Origin of the sequence: Myxococcus dinghuensis (assembly GCF_024198235.1) — a bacterium.
Lineage (GTDB): Bacteria > Myxococcota > Myxococcia > Myxococcales > Myxococcaceae > Myxococcus > Myxococcus dinghuensis.
Genome location: NZ_JAKCFB010000001.1, coordinates 630,312 through 649,834 on the forward strand (window position 1 = coordinate 630,312; position 19,523 = coordinate 649,834).

Sequence of the window (19,523 nt, forward strand, 5' to 3'; positions counted from 1 at the left end):
CGGTCGCATCGGGTCCTCTCGCAGGGCTTCCGAGAACGCCAGCGCGCGGTGTCGGGAGCACCGTCGGGGCCCGTGCGGTCAGCCGCGCCCTCGGCGGGGTCGGCCGTCGGGCGCAGGTCCTCGCGCACCTGCGTGACGTGCCCGTGACGCGCGCTGCACGCGAATCACCGAACGGCAGGCGCCCGCGTCGACGACGTGGGACGACAACGACCTCTGCCTGCCCTCCACCGCGTCGCTCCGGTCCGAGGGGGCCGCGTGGGTGGAGGGCGCCGACCCGCCTGAGGGGGGCGGACAACCCCCTTGCTTGCGACCGACGCCGTCCCCCTGAAACGAACCACCCCGCTTCCAGCCAGGGCCGGGAGCGGGGTGGGGGAGTGGCGCGAGGCGCGGGTCAGTAGGTGGAGCCGAGCCGGCCGAAGCTCTTGAGGGCCTTGACCTTCGACGTCTTCACCGCCGAGCGCATCTCCTCGTCGCTCGCCGCGCGCTCGTACTCCTCGAGCGTCGCCTGCTGTTCGGCCTGGTCCGCGGCGACCGCGGCGGGGCTCGCCACCGCGCCAGCGGCCTCGAAGAGGTTCTGGTTGTCGCGGATGTAGCCCTTGGCCTCCTCGCGGCGCCCGTCGCGCAGCGCCTCGGCGGCCTTGCGGAGGTTGACCGCGCTGCGCGCCCGCGCCGCGTAGACGGTGGCGTCCTTGTCCTGCTTCGCCAGCACCTCCTCGTCGCGGTCCGTCACCATCGCGGACAGGGCCGCGCCGTTCTCCACGCCCACGTTGCGGATGAGGTCCGTGTAGCCCAGCTTCAGGTCCGTCACGCGGACGGAGCGCCCCACCGAGTCGCCGTTGACGACCAGCCGCACGACGACGCGCTCGAGCTGACCGGAGGAGAAGTCCGGCAGCGCCACGTGGACCTGGTTGCCGGACTGGCGCGCGTTGTACCCGAGCACCTCGCCCAGGGAGACGCCGGCGGGCAGGGTGAAGGTCAGCGTCACGTCGCGCGCCACGGTGGTGGCGGCCTGCTGCAGGTCCTTCTGGAAGAGGACGGCCAGCTTGCCCGCGTCCTCGAGGAAGCCGTAGGCGCCCGCGCCGAACTCGGCGAAGGCCTGCATCAGGTCCTCGTTGAAGTCCGTGCCCACGCCGATGGCGCTCACCGTGACGCCGCTGGCGCGAATCTCCCGGACCTGCTGCTTCAGGCCCTCGTCGTCGGTGATGCCCTCGGTGGGCTGCCCGTCGCTCATCAGGATGAGGCGGTTGACCTTGAACTGGCCGTGGGCGGACGCCAACTGGAAGCGCCCCGCGTTCAGGCCCGCCGCGATGTTGGTGCCGCCGTCATCCCAGATGCCGTCCACGTACTGGAGCATCCGCTCCCGGTTGCCCGGCGTGACGGGCATGGACGGCAGGCTCTGCACGTCCGAGCCGTAGTGGATGATGGCCAGCCGGTCCTCCTCCCGCAGCAGGCCCACCAGGTGCCGCGCGGCCTGCTTCGCCTGCGCCAGCTTGTAGCCACTCATGGAGCCGGACCGGTCGATGACCAGCGCGAGGTTCACCGGGCTGCGCTTCGCCCCCGGCACCTCCGCGCCCGTCAGGTCCACCGTGGCGAACACCTCCGACGCGCCCATCGGCACGTACGGATGCGACAGCCGGCTCGTCATCGTGAGCGAACCGGGCACCCCCTGGATGGGGGGCACGGGAGGCGTTGGCGGGGTGGGGAGCGGGTCCGCGATGACCGGCACGGGCCCCGCGGGAGGGCCCTTCACCTGGGGGAGCCCCAGCACCAGTGCCGCCAGGGCGAGGCTTCCGGCCAGGGAGAGGAAGACGACCGTTCGGTTCATGGGCAGGGCTCCTTGCGCGGTGACGCGGGCCCTGCCTCTACGAACGAAACGCGGGAAAAGGTCTATGTCCCGCGTCGGAAACTGTCACCCACCCTGCGAACCGGGCAGCGCGCCCGCGCAGAAGTAGGGCGAGTTGTTCTCGCCGAAGATGCGCCGGTAGAAGGCCTCGTCCGCGGAGCGGATGGCGTCGAGCGTGTCCTGATCCAACAGCAGCGGGCGGCAGGCCATGCGGCCCGGCAGGTTCGGCTCCACGTCGCTCGTGTCCTTCACTTCGCACGCGTTGGAGCCCTCCACGCAGGGCTTGCTGCAGTAGCCGCGGGCGATGGCGTTCTCGTTGACGTTGCCGTCCGGCCCCAGCTCGCGCGGGTACGCGGAGTCCCGGATACAGATGAGGTCCTCGCACTCCACCGCCCCGAAGGAGACGACGTCCTGTGTGGACGTCACTTCCTTCTCGAGCATGTCGACCGTCTTGTCGGAGCCCTGCGCCAGCTCCTCTGGCGTCGCCTTGCGCACCAGGTTGCAGGGCTTCCCAATCTCGCTGCTCACCTTGCACCCGCCCAGGAACAGCGCGGTGGACGTGAGGATGAGGGCGCTTCGAACGAACTTCTTCATGAGACCTCGACGAAGGGGGAGGGGCGCGGGACGACGGGGGGCCCCGCGACATCGTCCTTTCAGGGTAGCACAGCACCCTGGACTGCCAACGGCCGTGAGCGCGGGTGTCGGGTATGGAATTGTGCAGGAATACCGGAGAGATACAACGTGACCAGGCATGTTCGGGGCGGTTGCTGGGCGGGGATGCGACCGATAGGATGGCGGAGCGAAGAGTCGCGCTGAACCCCCGGTGGAGTCTTTCCCCCCTCCCCCCACGGAGCCCCCGGATTTGAACCGCCACACGTTGCTGCTCGCCCTGTGTCTGGTGCCCGCCCTGGCACCCGCCCAGAGCCAGGAGGGCATGGGACTCGACCTCACGGAAGAGACCCAGCCCAAGTCGTCGGACGAATCACCCACGCCGCCGCCGGCGGAGGACGCCACGCCCGCCGTGGCTTCCAAGTCGGTGGAGGAGGAGGCTCCGCCGCCCGAAGCGCTCCCACCCCTGACGGACATCACCCAGGAGGATCGGGTCAAGAGCTTCCAGCGGAAGGTGTACCGCAAGAAGGGGCGCTTCGAGCTGACCCCGGCCATCACCGTGTCGGTGAATGATCCGTTCTACTCCAAGGTGGGCGCGTCGCTGCGCGGCGCCTACTACCTGGCGGACACGCTGGCGATCTCCGCCCGCGGCTCCTGGATGCAGGTGGTGCCGTCCGACGACGTACGGACCGCCAAGCGCACCTTCAACAGCAAGATCTACAACTCGGTGCCCAACTGGTCCGCCATGGGTGACGTGGAGTGGAGCCCGCTGTACGGCAAGGTGGCCTTCCTCAACTCCATCCTGCACTTCGACGGCTACCTGCTGGCGGGTGCGGGCGTGGTGAACACGGAGACCTCGTCGCTGCCGGGGCGCGGGCTCAACCCCGCCGCGGACCTGGGCCTGGGCATGCGCTTCGTGGCCAAGGACTTCGTGGCGGTGAACGTGGCGCTCATCAACACCTCCTATGTGGATCAGCCCCTGGGTAGCGCGAAGGGGGCCGTCCAGAACGTCATGACGCTCAACGCCGGCATCTCGCTGTTCCTGCCCTTCCGGTCGACGGGGAGGGACGCGGAATGAAGTCCCTCTTCCGACTGCTCCTGACGCTGTGCCTCGCGGCCCCCGTCCTGGCGCGCGCCCAGTCCTCCGAGGAGGAGGAGGCCGGCGACGTCTCCGAGGTCGACAAGGACCGGCTCGGCCCCCTGCGCGAGCGGGTCCCCCCGGTCTCCGGGCACCTGTTCCTGAAGAAGGGCCGCTTCGAGTTCAGCCCGTCCGCGACGGTGTCGCTGCGCGACGCGTTCTTCACCAAGTACCTCTTCGGCGGCACGCTGACGTACCACCCCCTGGAGACGCTCGGCGTCAGCCTGCGGGTGGGCTACGCGGTCAACTCCGTGGCGGGCGCGGCGCAGATCTGCACCTTCTCCGACGGCACGGACGGCGGCACGCGCGGCTGCGCCTCGCCCTCCATGAAGGAGCTGGATGGCAAGGCCCCCGGGCAGCTCAAGCTGCTGGGCGGCGTGGACGTCCAGTGGGCGCCCATCTACGGCAAGCTGTCGCTGCTGGCCGAGAAGTTCGTCCACTTCGACCTGTACGGGGTCGCCGGCGCGAGCGTGGTCCAGTACCGCGGCCCGGAGCTCGACCCGACCCTGGCCATCACGGCCCCCGCGAAGAACTACCTGACCCCGGGTGGCAACGTGGGCGTCGGTCTGCGCTTCTTCTTCAACCGCTGGATGACGCTGCGCACGGAGGTGCGTGACCTCATCTACGTCGAGAAGAGCGGCAACCCGGACAAAGCCAACTACCTGCGCAACCAGCTGTTGTTCGAGCTGGGTGTGTCCTTCTTCTTCCCCTCGTCCAATCCCGAGTCATGATGCGCTCCTTCCGGCTCATCCGTCTCGCCGTCCTCGGCCTCGTGCTCGCGTGGACGGCCCCCAGCTTCGCCCAGAGCTTCGAGGGCCTGGACCTCGGCAGCCAGTCCAAGAAGAAGCGCGGCGGCAAGAAGTCGTCGGGCAAGACCACGTCGGCCAAGTCCAGCAGCAGCAAGAAGAAGAAGGGCAAGGCCAGCTCGCGCGGCAAGGCGACCGCTCCGGCCGAGGAGGAGGAGTCTGCCTCGGAGGCCGAGGCCTCCGGGCCCGCGGAGCGCACGCCGGTGGAGTCCACGCCCGCCGCCACGTCCGTGCAGCAGGCCCCGGCCACCCCCGTGCCCACGCCCGCCTCGCCTCCGGCCAGCTCCGGTGGGCTGGGGCTGGACCTGACGCAGGAGTCGCCCAAGCCCGCCGCGCCCACCATGTCCTTCGAGGCGGTGGACGTGTCCGGCAAGACGGCGGACCGCCAGCGGCTGGAGATCGCCATCAGCCTGTTCAAGAACGACGAGTACGAGAAGGCCGCCATGGCCTCTCACGAACTCCTGGCGGACCCGAAGCTCGCGGGCCTGCACACGGAGGCGCGCTACGTGCTCGCCAAGTCGCTCTACCGCATGGGCATGTACCACTCGTCGCTGGGGGAGTTCTCCAAGCTGCTCGCCCTGGGCCCGTCCACGAAGTTCTTCAAGACGAGCCTCGAGTGGCTGTTCTTCATCAGCCGCAAGACGAAGAACGAGACGGTCATCCTCGATGAGATCGCCCGGCACGCGAACCAGGAGTTCCCGGAGAAGTACCGCAACGAGTTCCGCTACCTGCTGGCGCGCTACCACTTCGTGCGCGGCCGGGCGCTGGACCAGGTGGGGCAGCCCGCGGAGGCCGACAAGAGCTTCTCCGAGGTCAAGCGCCTGACGCTGCTGATTCCGAAGGAGGACCCGTTCTATCCGCGCGCCCGCTACCTGGACGGCATCGCGTCGTTCCGCAACGGCAGCCGCCAGAAGGACGCGGCGTCCAAGCGCGGCAACGGGGAGATGCTGGCCTCCGTGGAGGCGATGAAGGAAGTGGTGCGCCTGACGCGGCCCATGCCCGGCAAGTCCGCCGAGCAGGCCAAGCTGGACAAGTCGCTGCGCGAGCTGGCCTTCATGCAGCTGGCGCGCACGCACTACGGCATGCAGCAGAACCGCTACGCGCTGTTCTACCTGGGCAAGGTGGAGCGCGGGAACACGCAGTGGCTGGAGTCGCTCTTCGAGGCGAGCTGGGCCAACTACCGCGTGGGCCAGTACGAGCAGGCGCTGGGCAACCTCATCACGCTCTCGTCGCCCTTCTTCCGCGAGGAGTACTTCCCGGAGGCGCTCATCCTCAAGGCGGTCATCTATTACGAGAACTGCCGCTACCGCGAGTCGAACATCATCCTCCAGGACTTCGAGCGCACCTACCTGCCGGTGCACGACCAGTTGGAGGCGCTCGTGAAGAAGAACATGGAGGCCAGCGAGTACTACTCGGTGCTCTCCGAGGTGCAGAAGAAGAACAAGGAGGGCCTGGAGAAGAACCAGACGGACTTCATCCTGGAGCGCATCCTCCGCCTGGCCCTCACCGACCAGGACCTGCGCAAGACGAACGACTCCATCCTCGAGCTGGAGGGGGAGATGGACGCCTTCGCCGGCCGGGGTGACACCTTCAAGTACTCCGAGCTGAGCAAGCAGCTCCTGGAGGAGCTGAAGGTGCAGCGCGTGGCGCTCATCTCCAAGGCGGGCATCATGGCCAAGGGCAAGCTGGAGACGGAGCTCGTGGCCCTCAAGCAGCTCCTCGCCAACGGCCTGCGCATCAAGTTCGAGACGACGACGAAGGAGAAGGAGTTCCTGGAGGAGCAGCTCAAGGCGGGTGGCCGCACGGCCATCGTCAAGAAGTACCGGTACTCCGTGGCCGTGGCGGACGACCAGCTCTACTGGCCGTACGAGGGCGAGTACTGGCGCGACGAGCTGGGCACCTACCAGTACACCCTGACCAAGGGCTGTATCGAGCGCGACACCGCCAACCGCAGCATGCAGTCCGCCGAGGCGATGTAGCGTCGAATCGTCCGGGGAGGCCTCCACCTCCCGCGCATTCCCACCGCCGGGGCGCTATCTTGCGCGCTCCGGCGGTTTTTCTTTCTGGAGAGCAAGGAGCAGCGGGTGAGCCGGACGGCGTCACTGCGCGTCGTGTTCGGAATCGTGTCGCTGGACCTCATCGGGTTCGGCATCCTGATTCCGCAGCTGGGCGTGTACGGAGTGAAGTTCGGAGCCTCGCCCTTCACGGTGGGGCTGCTCATCTCCGTGTATTCGCTGATGCAACTGGTGGCCGCCCCGGTGCTGGGCCGCCTCAGCGACAGGTACGGCCGCAGGCCGGTGCTGCTGGCGAGCCAGGTGGGCTCCCTGGTGGGCTACCTGCTGTTCGCCGTGGCGCACTCGCTGCCCCTGTTGTTCCTGGCCCGCGTCATCGACGGGGTGTCCGGGGGCAACATCGCCACCGCGCAGGCGGTGGTGGCGGACATCACCCGTCCGGAGGAGCGGGCGAAGGGGATGGGCGTCATCGGCGCGGCGTTCGGCATCGGCTTCGTGCTGGGGCCGGCGCTGGGAGGCTTCCTGGGCGCGTGGGGCGGCAACCTCGCCATCGGCCTGTTCGCCGCGGCGCTGGTGGCCGTCAACCTCGCGTGCACCTGGTTCTTCCTCCCGGAGTCCCGCGTGCCCGGGGCCCCGGCGGGGCACGCGCGCACCCTCAAGGGCGTGGGCGTGGCGCTGGGGCTGCCGGTGGTGGCGCGCTGCCTGGTGCTGGTGCTGGCCTACACCACGGCCTTCTCGCAGATGGAGGGCACCTTCTCCGTGTACCTCCTGACGCGCTTCCTCTCGAGCGGGCCGGTGGCGCTGGAGGGCGGGCTGTTCCTGCACCCGGTGGTGACGGACGCGGCGGTGTTGCGCGAGGCGTCACTGCGCGCCGGGTGGCTGTTCGCGGCGGTGGGGGTGTTGAGCGCGCTGGTGCAGGGCGGGCTCGTGCGGCGGCTGGTGGGCGGGGAGGGCGGCGGCGCGCGAGAGGCCCAGGTGGCCACGGCGGGCTTCGTCTTCACCGCGCTGGGCCTGGGGCTGTTGCCCATGGCGCCCACCTACGGGTGGCTGTTCCCCGTCATGGGCCTCTTGGCGGTGGGCTCGGCGCTGACCAACCCGTGCCTGTCCGCGCTGGTGTCGCTGCACGCGCCGCCGGAGCGGCTGGGCGCGGTGCTGGGGGCCTACCAGGCCTCCGGTTCGCTGGGGCGCATCCTGGGGCCGGCGCTGGGCGGGTGGCTGTTCACCCGCATGGGCCCCCCGGCGCCGTATGGGACGGCGGCGGCGATGGTGGGACTGGGGGCGCTGCTGGCATCCTCCCTGGTGCTCCAGGCGAGAATGTCAGGCGCCAGGGCCGGACAAAGGTCGTAAGATGGAGGCCATGGTGGGGAAGCAGCCGCAGCCGGTGACGATTGCCTTCGACGTGATGGGGACGGACCACGGCCCGGCGGAGGTGGTGCGCGGTGCCGCGCAACTCTCCCTGGACTCCCCTCACATCCACGCGCTGCTGGTGGGGGACCGCACCCTCATCGACAACGCGCTCGCGGAGACCAAGCACAACGGCGAGCGCATCTCCGTGCAGCACGCCGCGGACTTCGTGGGCATGGACGAGAAGCCGGGCGAGGCGCTGGCGCGCAAGCCCAACGCGTCCGTGTCCGTGGCCGCGCGGCTGGTGGCGGAGGGCGAGGCCCAGGCCCTGGTGTCCGCGGGCAACACGGGCGCGGGCGTGCTGGCGTGCGCGCGCCACTTCCAGCTCATCCCCGGCGTGCGCCGCGCGGCGCTGGCCACGGTGTACCCCACGCGCTCGGTGCGCGGCGCCAAGGAGGACCCCTTCTCCCTCATCCTCGACGTGGGGGCCACGGTGGAGGCCAACGCGGAGGACCTGGTGACGTTCGCCGTCATGGGCTCCGCGTACGCGCGCATCATCTCCCGCAACGAGCGGCCCAAGGTGGCGCTGCTCTCCAACGGCGTGGAGCCGCAGAAGGGCCCGCCGCGCGTGGTGGAGGCGCACGCGCGCCTGTCGGAGATGGGCGCCATCAACTTCATCGGCAACGTGGAGGGCATCGACATCCCCAAGGGCACCGCGGACGTCATCGTCACGGACGGCTTCGTGGGCAACGTGTGCCTGAAGATGCTGGAGGGCGTGCACGAGACCGTCGTGGAGCTGGCCCAGTACGCCTACAAGGAGAGCCTGCGCTGGCGCGCGGGCCTGGCCATGTTGTCCAGCGGCATCCAGCGCATCAAGGACATCACGGACTGGAACCAGTACGGCGGGGCGCCCATCCTCGGGTTCGACCGCATCTTCATCAAGGCGCACGGCCGGTCGAAGGCGCGCGCCATCGCCAACGCGGGCAAGGTGGCGGCGAAGGTGGTCGCCAACAACCTGGGGCAGGCCATCCGGGAAGGCCTCCAGAAGTGAGTCTGCCGGACCGTATCGATCCGCGTCCGCCACGGCGCATCTACCGCTGGGACCTGGACAAGACGTACCTCCAGACGGACTTCGACTCGCTCAAGGACCTGCTGCGCACCGCCTTCCAGAAGGCCCACGAGAAGGTCGCGGTGCCGGGCGCCAGCGCGCTCATCCGCGAGCTGTCGGAGAATGGCGACTCGCGGCTGTGCATCGTCTCCGGCAGCCCCAAGCAGATGCGGGCGGTGCTGGAGGAGAAGCTCAAGCTGGACGGGGTGCGGTGGGACGAGTTCGTCCTCAAGGACAACGTGGGCAACCTCCTGCGCGGGCGCTTCCGGGCGCTGCGCGGGCAGGTGGGCTACAAGCTGCCCGCCATCCTGGAGAGCCGCGTGCACGCGCCGGTGGAGGCCGAGGAGGTGCTCTTCGGTGACGACGCGGAGGCGGACGCGTTCATCTACTCGCTCTACGCGGACCTCATCGCCGGGCGCGTGGACGAGCGCGTGCTGTCGCAGGTGCTGGAGGCGGGCGGGGTGTACCCGGACGACGCGGAGCGCGTGCGGGCGGCGTGGAAGCAGATCGCCGTCGCGGACCCCGTGCGGCGCATCTTCATCCACCTGGACAAGCTGACGCCGCCCGCGCACTTCACGCCCTACGGGCCGCGCGTGGTGCCCATCTTCAACTACTTCCAGGCCGCGCTCGTGCTGCTCGCGGACGGCCACCTGTCCGCGCCCCAGGTGCTGAAGATCGCCGTGGAGATGGTGCAGACGGCGGGGCACAACATCATCACCCTGTCGAACTCGTTCCAGGACCTGCTGCGCCGGGGCCTGCCGCTGCAGCAGGCGGCCATCGCGCTGTCCCAGGCGTTGGAGGGGCCCAACAAGCTCCTGGCGGCGATGCGGCCCATGCCCGACATCCTCTCCGCCTTCAGCAAGCGCCTGGCCGCGCTGGGCACGCCGCCTCCGCCCCCGCCGGTGCAGGCGGTGGACTACGTCTCCCTCATCCACCACGCCCTGCCGCGCAACCACAAGGGCCGCACCAAGCCCTCCCCCTGAGGTCCACCCCAGGCCGCCCGACCTCCGGGGTGGCTCGGCGGGGATGGGGGTCGCCTGGTCGCCCCCGGGGCTCCCGGGCGTGCCCTCCCCGGTGTGCCGTCTGTCGGGGGGACCCTCCAGGCGGGCGGGGGGCCGGGACGGATTGTTCCCAGAACGTTTCGGGCCACCGGAGTGTTGATGGGGAACAGAGTCATCCGGGAGGGCGGCGACCCCGCGGGCTTCCGGTCACGAGGTGGATACTCGTGCGTGAGTGCCACATTCCGCCGCCCCTGGAGCGCGCCCCGAACCGGATGCCCTTCGCCCCCTCTCCGACCGCCTGGCCAGGCCCCCCTTCGCCCGGGACGCGCCGGGTGGGGTACGACGGCTCCACCCTCCAGGAGGGCCCGCACAAAGTGCGCTACACCCCCCATGGGTGGATGCGCTATAGACGGCTGCCCCTGAAGCACCCCGGGTCGGGGTGTCCAAGGTGATGAAGCGAGTTTTGACTGAAACGCCGCCTGCCGGCGGTCCCCCGCCACCTGCGCCCGAATTCGACGCGCGCGAGGTGACCTCATTCGAGGCGGCGGTGGGCTCCGAGCGCGGCGAACAAGAGGTTTCCATGTCTTCCAATCTGGAGCTGACAGCTCCGCCCTCGGAACAGGCGAACGCCTCCGAGCCCGTGTCCGCTGAACCCACGATTTCCACACCCGTCTCCGAAGCCGAGCGCCCCCTCCCCGCGATGGATGCGCCGGCCCGCCTGCTCGCCCCCGACGTCGACGACGACGCGGAGGACGACGAGGAGGACGACGACGAGTCCGACGGCCTGGAGAACGGCTTCGACGAGGCCGTCCTGGGGGCCGCGGAGGTGCTCGCCGCCGCCGAGGCGCAGGACGCCGCGGACGCCGCCGCGCGCGAGGACGAGGTGGAGCAGGTGCCCACCGTGCTCGAGCCGGAGCCGGAGCCCACGCCCTTCGAGCGCGAGCTGCACGCGCCCCACCTGCGCGCCTCGGGCGAGCCGGCGGAGATCGACCCGGACGAGCTGGACCCTGACGCGCTGAAGGTGGTGCTGCGCCTGCACCAGCACGGACACCAGGCGTACCTGGTGGGAGGCTGCGTGCGCGACCTGCTGCTGGGTCGCAAGCCCAAGGACTTCGACGTCGCCACCAGCGCGCACCCCAACGAGGTGCGCGCCATCTTCCGCAACTGCCGCCTCATCGGTCGGCGCTTCCGGCTGGCGCACGTCTACTTCAAGGGTGGGAAGATCATCGAGGTCTCCACCTTCCGCGCCAACCCCACGGAGCTGGAGAGCGCGGCGGCGCCGGAGGAGGAGCACGAGGCGGGGGAGGATGACCTGCTCATCACCCACGACAACGTCTTCGGCACCGCGCAGCAGGACGCGCGCCGCCGGGACTTCACCATCAACGGCCTGTTCTACGACGTGAGCGAGGGACGGGTCATCGACTACGTCCGCGGGCGCCGCGACCTGGACGAGCGCTTCATCCGCACCATCGGCGACCCGGAGGTCCGCATGCGCGAGGACCCGGTGCGCATCCTGCGCGCCGTGCGCTTCGCCGCGAAGCTGGACCTGGACATCGAGTCGCGCACCTACGCGGCGATGGAGGGCGCGGTGGAGGACCTGCCGCGCTGCGCGCCCGCGCGCCTCCTGGAGGAGACCTTCCGCCTCATCCGCGGCGGCGTCTCCGCCCCGGCCCTCAAGCTGCTGGACGCGCTGGACGCGCTGAAGCTGCTGCTGCCGCCGGTCAACGCGTACCTCAAGCATCACGGCAAGGAGGGCGAGCGCACCTTCTACGCGTTCGCCGAGTCGCTGGACCGGCGGGTGAGGGCGGGCGAGTCGCTGGACGACGCCATCCTCCTGGCCGCGCTGCTGGTGCCCATCAGCCGCTCCACGCCGCCGGCCGAGCCGCAGGAGGGGGGCCGCCCCTCCGTGTCGCAGGTGGTGGAGGAGCTGCTCGCGGGCTTCGTGCAGACCGCGCGCCTGCCCCGCCGCATCGCCGAGCGCTGCCGCATGCTGCTGCTGGCCCAGCGCACCCTGTCGGGCGAGCGCCGCCGCAAGAGCGCCGCCTTCCGTCGCCACCCGCTGTTCGGAGAGGCGCTCACCGTCTACGAGATGACGGTGGAGGCCACCGGCGAGGGGCGGGACCAGCTCGACGCGTGGAAGGCCGGCGAGGTGCCGTCTCCGCGCGCGGAGTCCGCTGACGGCGAGGGCTCGGAGCCGGGGGGCCAGCGCAAGCGCCGCCGCCGCCGCCGCCGCCGCCGTTCCTCCGGGGAGGGTTCCGCGTCCGCGGGCTCCTCCGGTTCGGGTGCCGGCGAGGCGTGAGCGCCTCCCAGTCACGGGCCCGGGTGTATGGCGGGCTCGTGGTGGGCGTGGTGGCCGTCTCCTGGGCCGCGCCCCTCATCCGCTTCGCCGAGGCGCCGTCGCTGGCCATCTCCGCCTGGCGCCTCGTCTTCGCCGCCGTGCCCCTGCTCGCGCTCGCGCTGTGGCGGGGACGCGAGGAGCTGTCCGCGTTGTCCGCCCGCACCTGGGGCTGGCTCGTGCTGTCCGGGGTGGCCCTGGCGCTGCACTTCGCGACGTGGATCGCCTCCCTCCAGTACACCACCGTGGCCAGCTCCGTGGCGCTCGTCACCACGCAGCCCGTCTGGGTGACGCTCTTCGCCTGGCTCGCGCTGTCCGAGCGCGTGGGCAGGCGGGGCGTGGTGGCCCTGCTCCTGTGCCTCGCGGGGAGTGTCCTCATCGGCGCGCGGGACTTCGCCGCGGGCGGGACGGCGCTCTGGGGGGACGTGCTCGCGGTGGTCGGCGCCATCCTCGCGGCGGTGTACTTCGTCGTGGGGCGGCGCGTGCGGGAGGCCCTGTCGCTGGGCTCCTACGTGGGCGTCGTCTACGCCGTCGCCGCCGTGGCGCTGGTGGCCGCGCACGGCGCCGTGGACGCGCCGCTGACGGGCTTCCCGCCCCGCACCTGGGGCGTGCTGGTGGCCCTGGCGCTGGTGCCGCAGCTCATCGGCCATTCGTTGCTCAACGCCTCCGTGCGCCACCTGTCCGCGCCCTTCGTCGCGGTGGCCGCGTTGGGGGAGCCCGTGCTGTCGACGGTGTGGGCGGCGGCGCTGCTCGCCGAGACGCCGGACTGGGTGCAGTTGACGGGGGGCGCGCTGGCGCTCGTGGGCGTGGTCCTCATGTCGCGCGAGGAGTCGGCGCGCCAGCCGCCACCCCCGGACCTGGTGCCGGCGGCGGACTGACGGGCACGGCCTCAGCGCCGCGGCTTGTTCTTCTCCACGGGGCGCTCGGACCGGTGCTCCTCCGCGTCCGCGGCGCCGCTGGTGCCCGCGATGTCCGCCGTGGTGATGGCCTTGCTGCCGAAGCGGTCCGCGATGCGATCCAACGCGGCGTTCAGCTTCGCCGTGCGGGGCGGCGCGGCGGGGAAGAGGCCCAACTGGGGCGGCGCTTCGTCCAACTGCACGCTCACCCCGGTCAGCCGCATGGGCTTGCCCTCGTGCGCGCGCTCGAGCAGCTCCAGCGCGGCGCGGTAGAGCGTCTGTCCGTCATCCGTCGCCTCGCGCAGCGTGGTGCGCCGCGTGAGGAGGGTGAAGTCGGAGAGCTTCAGCTTGAGCTGCACCACCCGGCCCTTGAGGTTCGCGCGCCGAAGACGCCGCGCCACCCGCAGGGCCTGCGCGTGGATGTGGGGCTTGAGGGCGTCCACGCCGGTGAGGTCCTCCTCGAACGTGTCCTCCGCGCCCACGCTCTTGGCCGCGCGGTCCGGCACCACCTCGCGCGTGTCGATGCCCTGCGACAGCTCCCACAGGTGCCGGCCGCTGGAGCCGAGCCGGGCCTCCAGCCACTCGACGTCGCGCTTGGCCACGTCGCCAATCGTCTTCAGCCCGGCGCGCTGGAGCGACTCCTCCGTCTTGGGCCCCACGCCCCACAGCCGGGACACGGGCAGGCCCGCGAGGAACGCCACCGTCTCCTCGGGCCGCACCTCGCGCTGCCCGTTGGGCTTGGCCAGGTCCGAGGCGATCTTCGCCACGAACTTCGCGGAGGCGATGCCCGCGGAGCACGGCAGGTCCAGCTCCTCCGAAATCTCCTTGCGGATGCGCCGCGCGATGTCCGCCGGCGTGCCGAACAGGCCCACCGACGCGGTGACGTCGAGGAAGGCCTCGTCGAGGGAGAGCGGCTCGATGAGCGGAGTGTACCGCTCGAAGATGGCGAACACCTGCTCGCTGGCCTCCGCGTACGCGGGGAAGCGCGGCTTGACGACGATGGCGTGGGGCGCGGCCTTCAGCGCGCGCGACATGGGCATGGCGCTGCGCACGCCGAAGGGGCGGACTTCATACGAGGCGGCCACCACCACGCCGCGCTGGGCGTGCCCGCCGACGATGAGCGGCTTGCCCTTGAGGGCCGGGTTGTCCCGCTGCTCGACGGACGCATAGAAGGCGTCCATGTCCAAGTGGATGATGGCTCGCATCGCAAGAGTCACTCTAACGACTCCCTCTGACGCTTGAAGTGCGTGGAGGTGAAGTCGCGAGCGCACCCCGGATGCGCCTGCAACCGGAGCCGCCATCTCCCCTCGGCCAGCGGCCCTCCCATCGCGTCGGCGGGGCGTGGAGCGGCCCTCCGGGCGAAGCCAGACGTGGTGCGTCTGGCTGGCCTCGTGGGCCCGCGCGAACGTGAGAGGCATTGCCCTCACGGGGTGAGCACGAGGCGCCGGTCGGGGTCGTCGGAGCGGGCCCAGACCTCGCCGACGCTGGACAGCGGGGCGCGGTCGACCTCCAGGGACAGCTCGTCCCGGGCGGTGCGGGCAAGGATGTCCGCGACCATGGGCTTCATCTGGTCGACGGGCGGGAAGTTCGCGGTCCCGCTGCCGATGAGGGACAGGCGCGAGCCTCGCAGCGCCGCGGAGGGCAGGGTGATGTCGGGTGCCGCCATCGCGCCCACGGAGACGATGCGGGTCCCCTCACCGGGCGTGTCCTCCGTGCCGAGGTCCGACTTCACCAGCGCGGAGATCAACGCCTCCGTCGCCGGTCCCCAGACGTAGTCGACGACGATGGAGAGGCCCTTCGCGGCCTCGGCGGCGAAGGCCTGCTGGAGCTCCGTGCGGCCGAGCCGCAGGTCGATGGTGGCGTCCGCGCCGAGCGTGCGCAGCACGTCCTGCCGGCGCCCCGCCGCGACGACACGCCCCGCGCCCAGGAGCCGGGCGGCGCGGACGGCGAGCCTCCCCGAAGCGCCCGTCGCGCCGAGCACGAGGACGGACTCGCCCGGACGCAGGTGGCCCCTCCACAGCAGGGGCAGCCACGCGGCCAGACCGGGGTTGACGATGGCGGCGGCCAGGGCCGGGTCGAGGCCCTCCGGCATGGGCACCGTCCAGGTCGCGGGCGCGCGCTGGGCCATGGCGCCGAACGGCCGGCGGTGGGTGGAGAAGTAGACCCGAGTGCCGTCCGCGAGCCGCCCCGTTCCATCCGTGCCGCAGACGACGGGCAGCTTCCGGGGGCTGCTGTAGTGCGTGCCCGCGACGATGGCGCGATCGAGTTGCTTGATGGAGGCCGCCTCGACGGTGACGAGCGCCTCGCCCGCTTCGGCCGTGGGCTCGTCGAAGTCTCCGAACCGGGGCGTCTGCCCGAGCACCTCCAGGATTGCCGCCTTCATTCCGTGCTCCCTCCAGGCCCGGAGCCACGCGGCCCCGGGAGGCCCCGGACTCTCGCCCGCCCGGCGGGGGAGGGCCAGCGACAACGCGGAGCGCGGACGGCTCCTGCTGGCGGGCGGACACGCGCCCGGGGCGCGAGGGCGTGGTCCCCGTCGCGGCGTCGACCGTGGTACTCCCGGGAGCCGCGCATGCCCGCATACCGCCTGATCATCTTCGACTTCGACGGCACCCTCGCCGACACGTTTCCGTGGTTCCGTGCCGTGTTCAACGGCGTGGCCGAGCGGTTCGGGCTGGCGCGCCTGTCGCCGGAGGAGTTCGAGTCCATGCGCAGCCTCTCCGGCCGCGAAATCATGGCGAGGATGAAGGTCCCCGCGTGGAAGCTGCCGTTCATCATCAGTCACATGCGCCGGGAGAAGCTCGCGGCGGCGGCGTCCACGCGTCTGTTCACCGGCGTCCCGGAGCTGCTCGTGGACCTGAAGGCGGCTGGGAAGTCGGTGGCCATCGTCAGCTCGGACAGCGAGGCCTCCGTGCGCGCCGTGCTGGGGCGGCTGGTGACCCACGTGGACCACTTCGACTGTGGCGCCGGACTCTTCGGCAAGGCCGCCAAGTTCCGCGCGATGGTGAAGCGCGCGGGCGTGCGGCGCGAGGAGGCGCTCTGCGTCGGCGACGAGATTCGCGACCTGGAGGCCGCGAGCGAGGCGGACATCGCGGCGGCGGCGGTGAGCTGGGGCTACACGGAGGCGGACGCGCTGGCGCGGCGCGGGCCTGTCTATCTATTCCACGCGGTGGAGGACCTGCGGGCGATGCTCCTGCCCGGTGGGCCGGGGCGGTGACCAATCCCTGTCATTGAATGACGGGATGGCCGCTGGATGACTCAGCCCCGAGGGTGGGTTGGTTGAAGTCGCGCGGCGTCTCCGACAAGGGTTTGCCCCGGCACGGCGCCATCCCGCCCGTGTCGACACCCCTGGAGGTTCCATGTCTCGCAGTCATCCGCTCTCGTTCCTCGCGGTACTCGCGCTGCTCTCGTGTCTGTACGCCGGCGAAAGCCACGCGCAGAACGCGCAGGGCGGTGTCGTCAATCACGGGGACTTCATCACCGTCCCCTACGGCACGGTTGGCGACTGGGTCCTCCATGTCTCGCCTTACCGGCTGGGGATGGAGGAGCCCGGTTCCGAGGGGGACAATGCCTTGCTGAGGATCGATTGCTACGTGGTGCAGATCAACCAATACACGTGGCAGGTCGTCGCTCAATACAAGTACCGGTACTCCAACGCGCCGCATGGAACCTGGTACACCGGCTCGGCCAACTACATGCTCGTCCACAAGTAGCCGCCGCTCCGTCCCTCGAAGACTCCGCTGACGGGCATGTCCGCCGCCAGCGGAGTCGTCTGGTTCAGGGCTCGAGGTCCCGCTTCAGGCCCTTGAGGACCTCGCTCGCGAACCGCTCCGAGAGCCTGCCGTCCGCGGAGGTCGTGGGGATGCCGTGGCTGGTGGCGGTGGGGCGCGTCTCGAAGTGAGGGTTGTTCAGCGAGCGCGAGGTGAAGGACATCCTGCTGATGTCGCCCTTCTCACCCCGGTGGACGGAGAAGCCGACGTAGTCCGACTCATTGCCTCCCACCCGCTCGACGAGCTGCTGGTGGCTGGAGATGTCGGTCCGGCGCTTCTTCTCCGCCAGCCAGGCTGGCGTCTGTCCCTGACCCGCCGGAGCCTGGGCGGTCTGTTGGGCCTGGAGGTTGGCGAACCGCTGGGTGAAGTTCGTATGGAGGAGCGGAATGGCGGGTTTCGCTCCGCCTGCCTCCGTCCCGGTCTTCGCCTGGGCGAGCTTGTCGAGGGGGAAGTGGGGGCCATTCGGCCCGCCATCCCTGGGGACCAGGGGCGTCAGGTGGATCTGTCCGCTGTTCAGGTTCATCACGCCGGAGAAGACGTTGCCCTTGCTCCCATTGCGGAAGAGTTCCTGGGAGTGGGGGTCCACCGCGATGGACTGGGGGAGCGCGGGCTCACGCGCGATGTTCGACTGACGGACGTACCCCGAGGAGCCCTGGAGGTTGTTGCCGTTGAACGGGCTGACGTAGGGCTGTGGTCGCGCCTGTGCGACGGCGTTGCTGGTCTGGAGGGTCGGGGGAGGGCCCGGGGGCGGAGGCGGGGGCGGAGGTGCCTGCGCTGCCGCCTGCTGCGGGGTGAGGTTGACGGCCGGATGCTTGCGCTGCGGCTGCTCCATCAGGTCCATGGTGTACTTGGAGCCTCCCGTCGTGTCCTGTTTCTGATGGGAGTGGAGGCCGCTCGACTCGGGTGCTTTCGGCGTGCGGGGTGTCCCCGTGGGCCGAGCAGGGGCGGCGGTGGGGTTGGCGGAGGAGTTGGACTGCAAGGAGTTCGAGCGCGGACGTGAGGGGCCACGGACGGGCGGCATGTCGTCTCTCCAAAGGCAGGATGGATGCCTTTCATCATGGGGAGGGTCCAACACGCGCCACGTGGATGGGCGTGCCTTGTGATGGTTTTGTCGGGTTTGGGATAGGCTGTCCATTCCTCCCTACTGGAGCCCACACCTCATGCAAGTCTTCGCCCGCATCGCCTGCCTTGGTGCCGTCGTGTCCTTGTCTGCCTGCGGTCTTCCCGAGTCGTCGCCCGAGCAGGAGTCCCTTTCGGAGCAGCGCGCGGGATTGACCACGGCGACGTTCCAGGGCTGTACGTACACCATCACCTCGACCCTGATTCCCCTGCCCAATCCGCCGGTCAATGCCATCAACCTGACGCGACAGGCCTCCGCGACCTGTCCCTACGCGGCGGCGAGCGTGGAGTTGGGACGCTCGTACAACACGCCATTCATTGCCGTCATCGCCACGCAGATCGGACTGGCGGCGTCGTTCTCCTTCAAGGGTTCGCCGAGCGGCAGCGGGAACACCCAATGCCGTGTCATCCACATCGACCCCGCGACGCTCGGGGACGTGCGGCGCGACGCCATCGTGGTGAACTTCGGCGCGGGAAACGTCACGAGCTGCAACCTGGACCAGACGGACGCGGGCACCACGCTGGTGGCCTATGGCCAGAAGACGGGGCCGCTCCCGGGCGAGACGGGCAGCGGCAGCAACTACGTCGCCACGTACTACAACTACTTCACCAGCACGACGCCGGCCGTCTTCTACGCGTACTGACGGGGGCTCACGTGGCGAAGAGGTGCTTCGCCATGAAGTCCACGAACACGCGCAGCTTGGGCGAGAGATAGCGGCTCGACGGCCACAACATCCGGAACGTCCCCCGGTGATGGGTCTGGCCGTCGAGCACCTCCACGAGCGTGCCCTGCGTCAGTTGTCGGCGGATGGCGAAGTCCGGCAGGCAGGTGATGCCCAGGCCCTGTTCGGCCATGAAGATGAGGGGCTCGATGGTGTTCGCCACCGCCGTCGTCGGCAGGGTGAGCTCCTTGCGCCCCTTGCGCAGCGGCCACGCCTCCAGCTTGCCGTTGGTGGCGAAGCGGTGGTGGAGACAGGCGTGGGCCATCAGGTCCTCCGGCTTCCTCGGCGCTCCCTTGCGGCGGAGGTAGTCGGGGGAGGCGACGAGCATGAGCCGGAACGTGCCCAGCACCCGGTTCATCAGCCGCGAGTCGCCTACCTCGCCCGCGCGCACGACGCCATCGAAGCCCTCGTCGATGACGTCCACGACGCGGTCGGTGAAGTCCAGGTCCAGTTCGATGTCGGGATAGGCGCGCATGAAGGCGCTCAGCGTCGGCATCATCAACATGCCGACGATGGGCATGCTGACGCGCAGCCGCCCCCGGGGCGCGCCCTGGGTCTGGGCGAGCTCCAGCTCCGCGGCCTCCACCTCGCAGAAGATGCGGCGGCAGCGCTCGAGGAAGAGCGCGCCTTCGGGCGTCAGGGTGATGGTGCGCGTGGAGCGGTGGAAGAGGCGCACGCCCAGCCGGGCCTCCAGTCGTGCGATGGCCTTGCCGACCGCCGAGGACGACACCCCGAGCTGCCGCCCCGCGAGCGTGAAGCTGCGCGTCTCCGCCGCCTGGACGAACGCGTTGAGCGAGCCGAGGCTGTCCATCCGTGCCCTCCA

General features: G+C 70.5%; 17 protein-coding genes. 11 read left to right on the forward strand and 6 right to left on the reverse strand.

Going from position 1 to position 19,523, the window contains the following annotated elements; all coding sequences use genetic code 11:
* Positions 1–391: 391 nt before the first annotated feature.
* Both LZ198_RS02320 and cglC read right to left on the reverse strand, forming a co-directional pair.
* The gene (locus LZ198_RS02320; protein ID WP_253970183.1) at positions 392–1,825 is read right to left on the reverse strand and encodes a vWA domain-containing protein; all 1,434 of its coding nucleotides are present in this window, start codon (positions 1,823–1,825) and stop codon (positions 392–394) included.
* A gap of 84 nt (positions 1,826–1,909) precedes the next feature.
* Positions 1,910–2,437, reverse strand: a complete 528-nt coding sequence (cglC, locus tag LZ198_RS02325) for an adventurous gliding motility lipoprotein CglC (RefSeq protein WP_253970184.1) — start codon at positions 2,435–2,437, stop codon at positions 1,910–1,912.
* 268 nt (positions 2,438–2,705) lie between these two features.
* On the opposite strand from cglC, the gene LZ198_RS02330 reads away from it, so the two are divergent.
* The 8 genes from LZ198_RS02330 (at position 2,706) to LZ198_RS02365 (ending at position 13,074) form a co-directional block, all read left to right on the forward strand.
* Positions 2,706–3,530 carry an outer membrane beta-barrel domain-containing protein gene (locus LZ198_RS02330; RefSeq protein ID WP_253970185.1) on the forward strand — a complete coding sequence of 275 codons (825 nt, stop codon included), beginning with the start codon at positions 2,706–2,708 and terminating at the stop codon, positions 3,528–3,530.
* A complete protein-coding gene (locus LZ198_RS02335; protein WP_253970186.1) occupies positions 3,527–4,321 on the forward strand; it encodes an outer membrane beta-barrel domain-containing protein in 795 nt (264 codons plus the stop codon). The genes LZ198_RS02330 and LZ198_RS02335 overlap by 4 nt, the downstream gene beginning before the upstream one ends.
* On the forward strand, positions 4,318–6,375 hold the full coding sequence (gene gltC, locus LZ198_RS02340; RefSeq protein ID WP_407667371.1) for an adventurous gliding motility protein GltC: 2,058 nt from the start codon (positions 4,318–4,320) through the stop codon (positions 6,373–6,375). Before LZ198_RS02335 ends, gltC begins: the two co-directional genes overlap by 4 nt.
* Before the next feature lie 84 nt (positions 6,376–6,459).
* Complete coding sequence (locus tag LZ198_RS02345) at positions 6,460–7,755, forward strand: MFS transporter (protein ID WP_256559211.1); 1,296 nt, start codon at positions 6,460–6,462, stop codon at positions 7,753–7,755.
* Between the two features lies 1 nt (position 7,756).
* Positions 7,757–8,803 (forward strand): phosphate acyltransferase PlsX, encoded by a 1,047-nt coding sequence (plsX, locus tag LZ198_RS02350; RefSeq protein ID WP_407667372.1) that lies wholly within the window; start codon positions 7,757–7,759, stop codon positions 8,801–8,803.
* A complete protein-coding gene (locus tag LZ198_RS02355) occupies positions 8,800–9,843 on the forward strand; it encodes a phosphatase domain-containing protein (RefSeq protein WP_253970189.1) in 1,044 nt (347 codons plus the stop codon). Before plsX ends, LZ198_RS02355 begins: the two co-directional genes overlap by 4 nt.
* Before the next feature lie 598 nt (positions 9,844–10,441).
* Complete coding sequence (gene pcnB / locus LZ198_RS02360) at positions 10,442–12,160, forward strand: polynucleotide adenylyltransferase PcnB (protein WP_253970190.1); 1,719 nt, start codon at positions 10,442–10,444, stop codon at positions 12,158–12,160.
* Entirely contained in the window at positions 12,157–13,074 is a 918-nt protein-coding gene (locus tag LZ198_RS02365) for a DMT family transporter (RefSeq protein ID WP_253970191.1), read from the forward strand. The genes pcnB and LZ198_RS02365 overlap by 4 nt, the downstream gene beginning before the upstream one ends.
* Positions 13,075–13,085: 11 nt before the next feature.
* Here LZ198_RS02365 and LZ198_RS02370 read toward each other — a convergent pair whose 3' ends face one another.
* Positions 13,086–14,297: a DNA polymerase IV gene (locus LZ198_RS02370; protein ID WP_253970192.1), complete on the reverse strand. Its 1,212-nt coding sequence runs from the start codon at positions 14,295–14,297 to the stop codon at positions 13,086–13,088.
* 218 nt (positions 14,298–14,515) lie between these two features.
* On the reverse strand, positions 14,516–15,475 hold the full coding sequence (locus LZ198_RS02375; protein ID WP_253970193.1) for a quinone oxidoreductase family protein: 960 nt from the start codon (positions 15,473–15,475) through the stop codon (positions 14,516–14,518).
* Positions 15,476–15,661: 186 nt separating this feature from the next.
* On the opposite strand from LZ198_RS02375, the gene LZ198_RS02380 reads away from it, so the two are divergent.
* On the forward strand, positions 15,662–16,306 hold the full coding sequence (locus tag LZ198_RS02380) for an HAD-IA family hydrolase (protein ID WP_253970194.1): 645 nt from the start codon (positions 15,662–15,664) through the stop codon (positions 16,304–16,306).
* Between the two features lie 142 nt (positions 16,307–16,448).
* Positions 16,449–16,802: a hypothetical protein gene (locus tag LZ198_RS02385; RefSeq protein ID WP_253970195.1), complete on the forward strand. Its 354-nt coding sequence runs from the start codon at positions 16,449–16,451 to the stop codon at positions 16,800–16,802.
* 64 nt (positions 16,803–16,866) lie between these two features.
* Here the strand turns inward: LZ198_RS02385 and LZ198_RS02390 are convergent, their stop codons facing one another.
* Positions 16,867–17,880, reverse strand: coding sequence for a hypothetical protein (locus LZ198_RS02390; protein ID WP_253970196.1), 1,014 nt, complete (start codon positions 17,878–17,880; stop codon positions 16,867–16,869).
* A gap of 139 nt (positions 17,881–18,019) precedes the next feature.
* On the opposite strand from LZ198_RS02390, the gene LZ198_RS02395 reads away from it, so the two are divergent.
* A complete protein-coding gene (locus tag LZ198_RS02395) occupies positions 18,020–18,622 on the forward strand; it encodes a hypothetical protein (RefSeq protein WP_253970197.1) in 603 nt (200 codons plus the stop codon).
* A 7-nt stretch (positions 18,623–18,629) separates the two neighbouring features.
* Here the strand turns inward: LZ198_RS02395 and LZ198_RS02400 are convergent, their stop codons facing one another.
* Positions 18,630–19,511, reverse strand: a complete 882-nt coding sequence (locus LZ198_RS02400) for a LysR family transcriptional regulator (protein ID WP_253970198.1) — start codon at positions 19,509–19,511, stop codon at positions 18,630–18,632.
* Positions 19,512–19,523 lie beyond the last annotated feature (12 nt).

What these genes read in the sequence shown, in the direction of transcription:
- LZ198_RS02320 (WP_253970183.1), bottom strand. Translation starts at nt 1,825, where the DNA reads ATGAACCGAACGGTCGTCTTCCTCTCCCTGGCCGGAAGCCTCGCCCTG.
- cglC (WP_253970184.1), bottom strand. Translation starts at nt 2,437, where the DNA reads ATGAAGAAGTTCGTTCGAAGCGCCCTCATCCTCACGTCCACCGCGCTG.
- LZ198_RS02335 (WP_253970186.1), top strand. Translation starts at nt 3,527, where the DNA reads ATGAAGTCCCTCTTCCGACTGCTCCTGACGCTGTGCCTCGCGGCCCCC.
- gltC (WP_407667371.1), top strand. Translation starts at nt 4,318, where the DNA reads ATGATGCGCTCCTTCCGGCTCATCCGTCTCGCCGTCCTCGGCCTCGTG.
- plsX (WP_407667372.1), top strand. Translation starts at nt 7,757, where the DNA reads ATGGAGGCCATGGTGGGGAAGCAGCCGCAGCCGGTGACGATTGCCTTC.
- pcnB (WP_253970190.1), top strand. Translation starts at nt 10,442, where the DNA reads ATGTCTTCCAATCTGGAGCTGACAGCTCCGCCCTCGGAACAGGCGAAC.
- LZ198_RS02370 (WP_253970192.1), bottom strand. Translation starts at nt 14,297, where the DNA reads ATGCGAGCCATCATCCACTTGGACATGGACGCCTTCTATGCGTCCGTC.
- LZ198_RS02375 (WP_253970193.1), bottom strand. Translation starts at nt 15,475, where the DNA reads ATGAAGGCGGCAATCCTGGAGGTGCTCGGGCAGACGCCCCGGTTCGGA.
- LZ198_RS02380 (WP_253970194.1), top strand. Translation starts at nt 15,662, where the DNA reads ATGCCCGCATACCGCCTGATCATCTTCGACTTCGACGGCACCCTCGCC.
- LZ198_RS02385 (WP_253970195.1), top strand. Translation starts at nt 16,449, where the DNA reads ATGTCTCGCAGTCATCCGCTCTCGTTCCTCGCGGTACTCGCGCTGCTC.
- LZ198_RS02390 (WP_253970196.1), bottom strand. Translation starts at nt 17,880, where the DNA reads ATGCCGCCCGTCCGTGGCCCCTCACGTCCGCGCTCGAACTCCTTGCAG.
- LZ198_RS02395 (WP_253970197.1), top strand. Translation starts at nt 18,020, where the DNA reads ATGCAAGTCTTCGCCCGCATCGCCTGCCTTGGTGCCGTCGTGTCCTTG.
- LZ198_RS02400 (WP_253970198.1), bottom strand. Translation starts at nt 19,511, where the DNA reads ATGGACAGCCTCGGCTCGCTCAACGCGTTCGTCCAGGCGGCGGAGACG.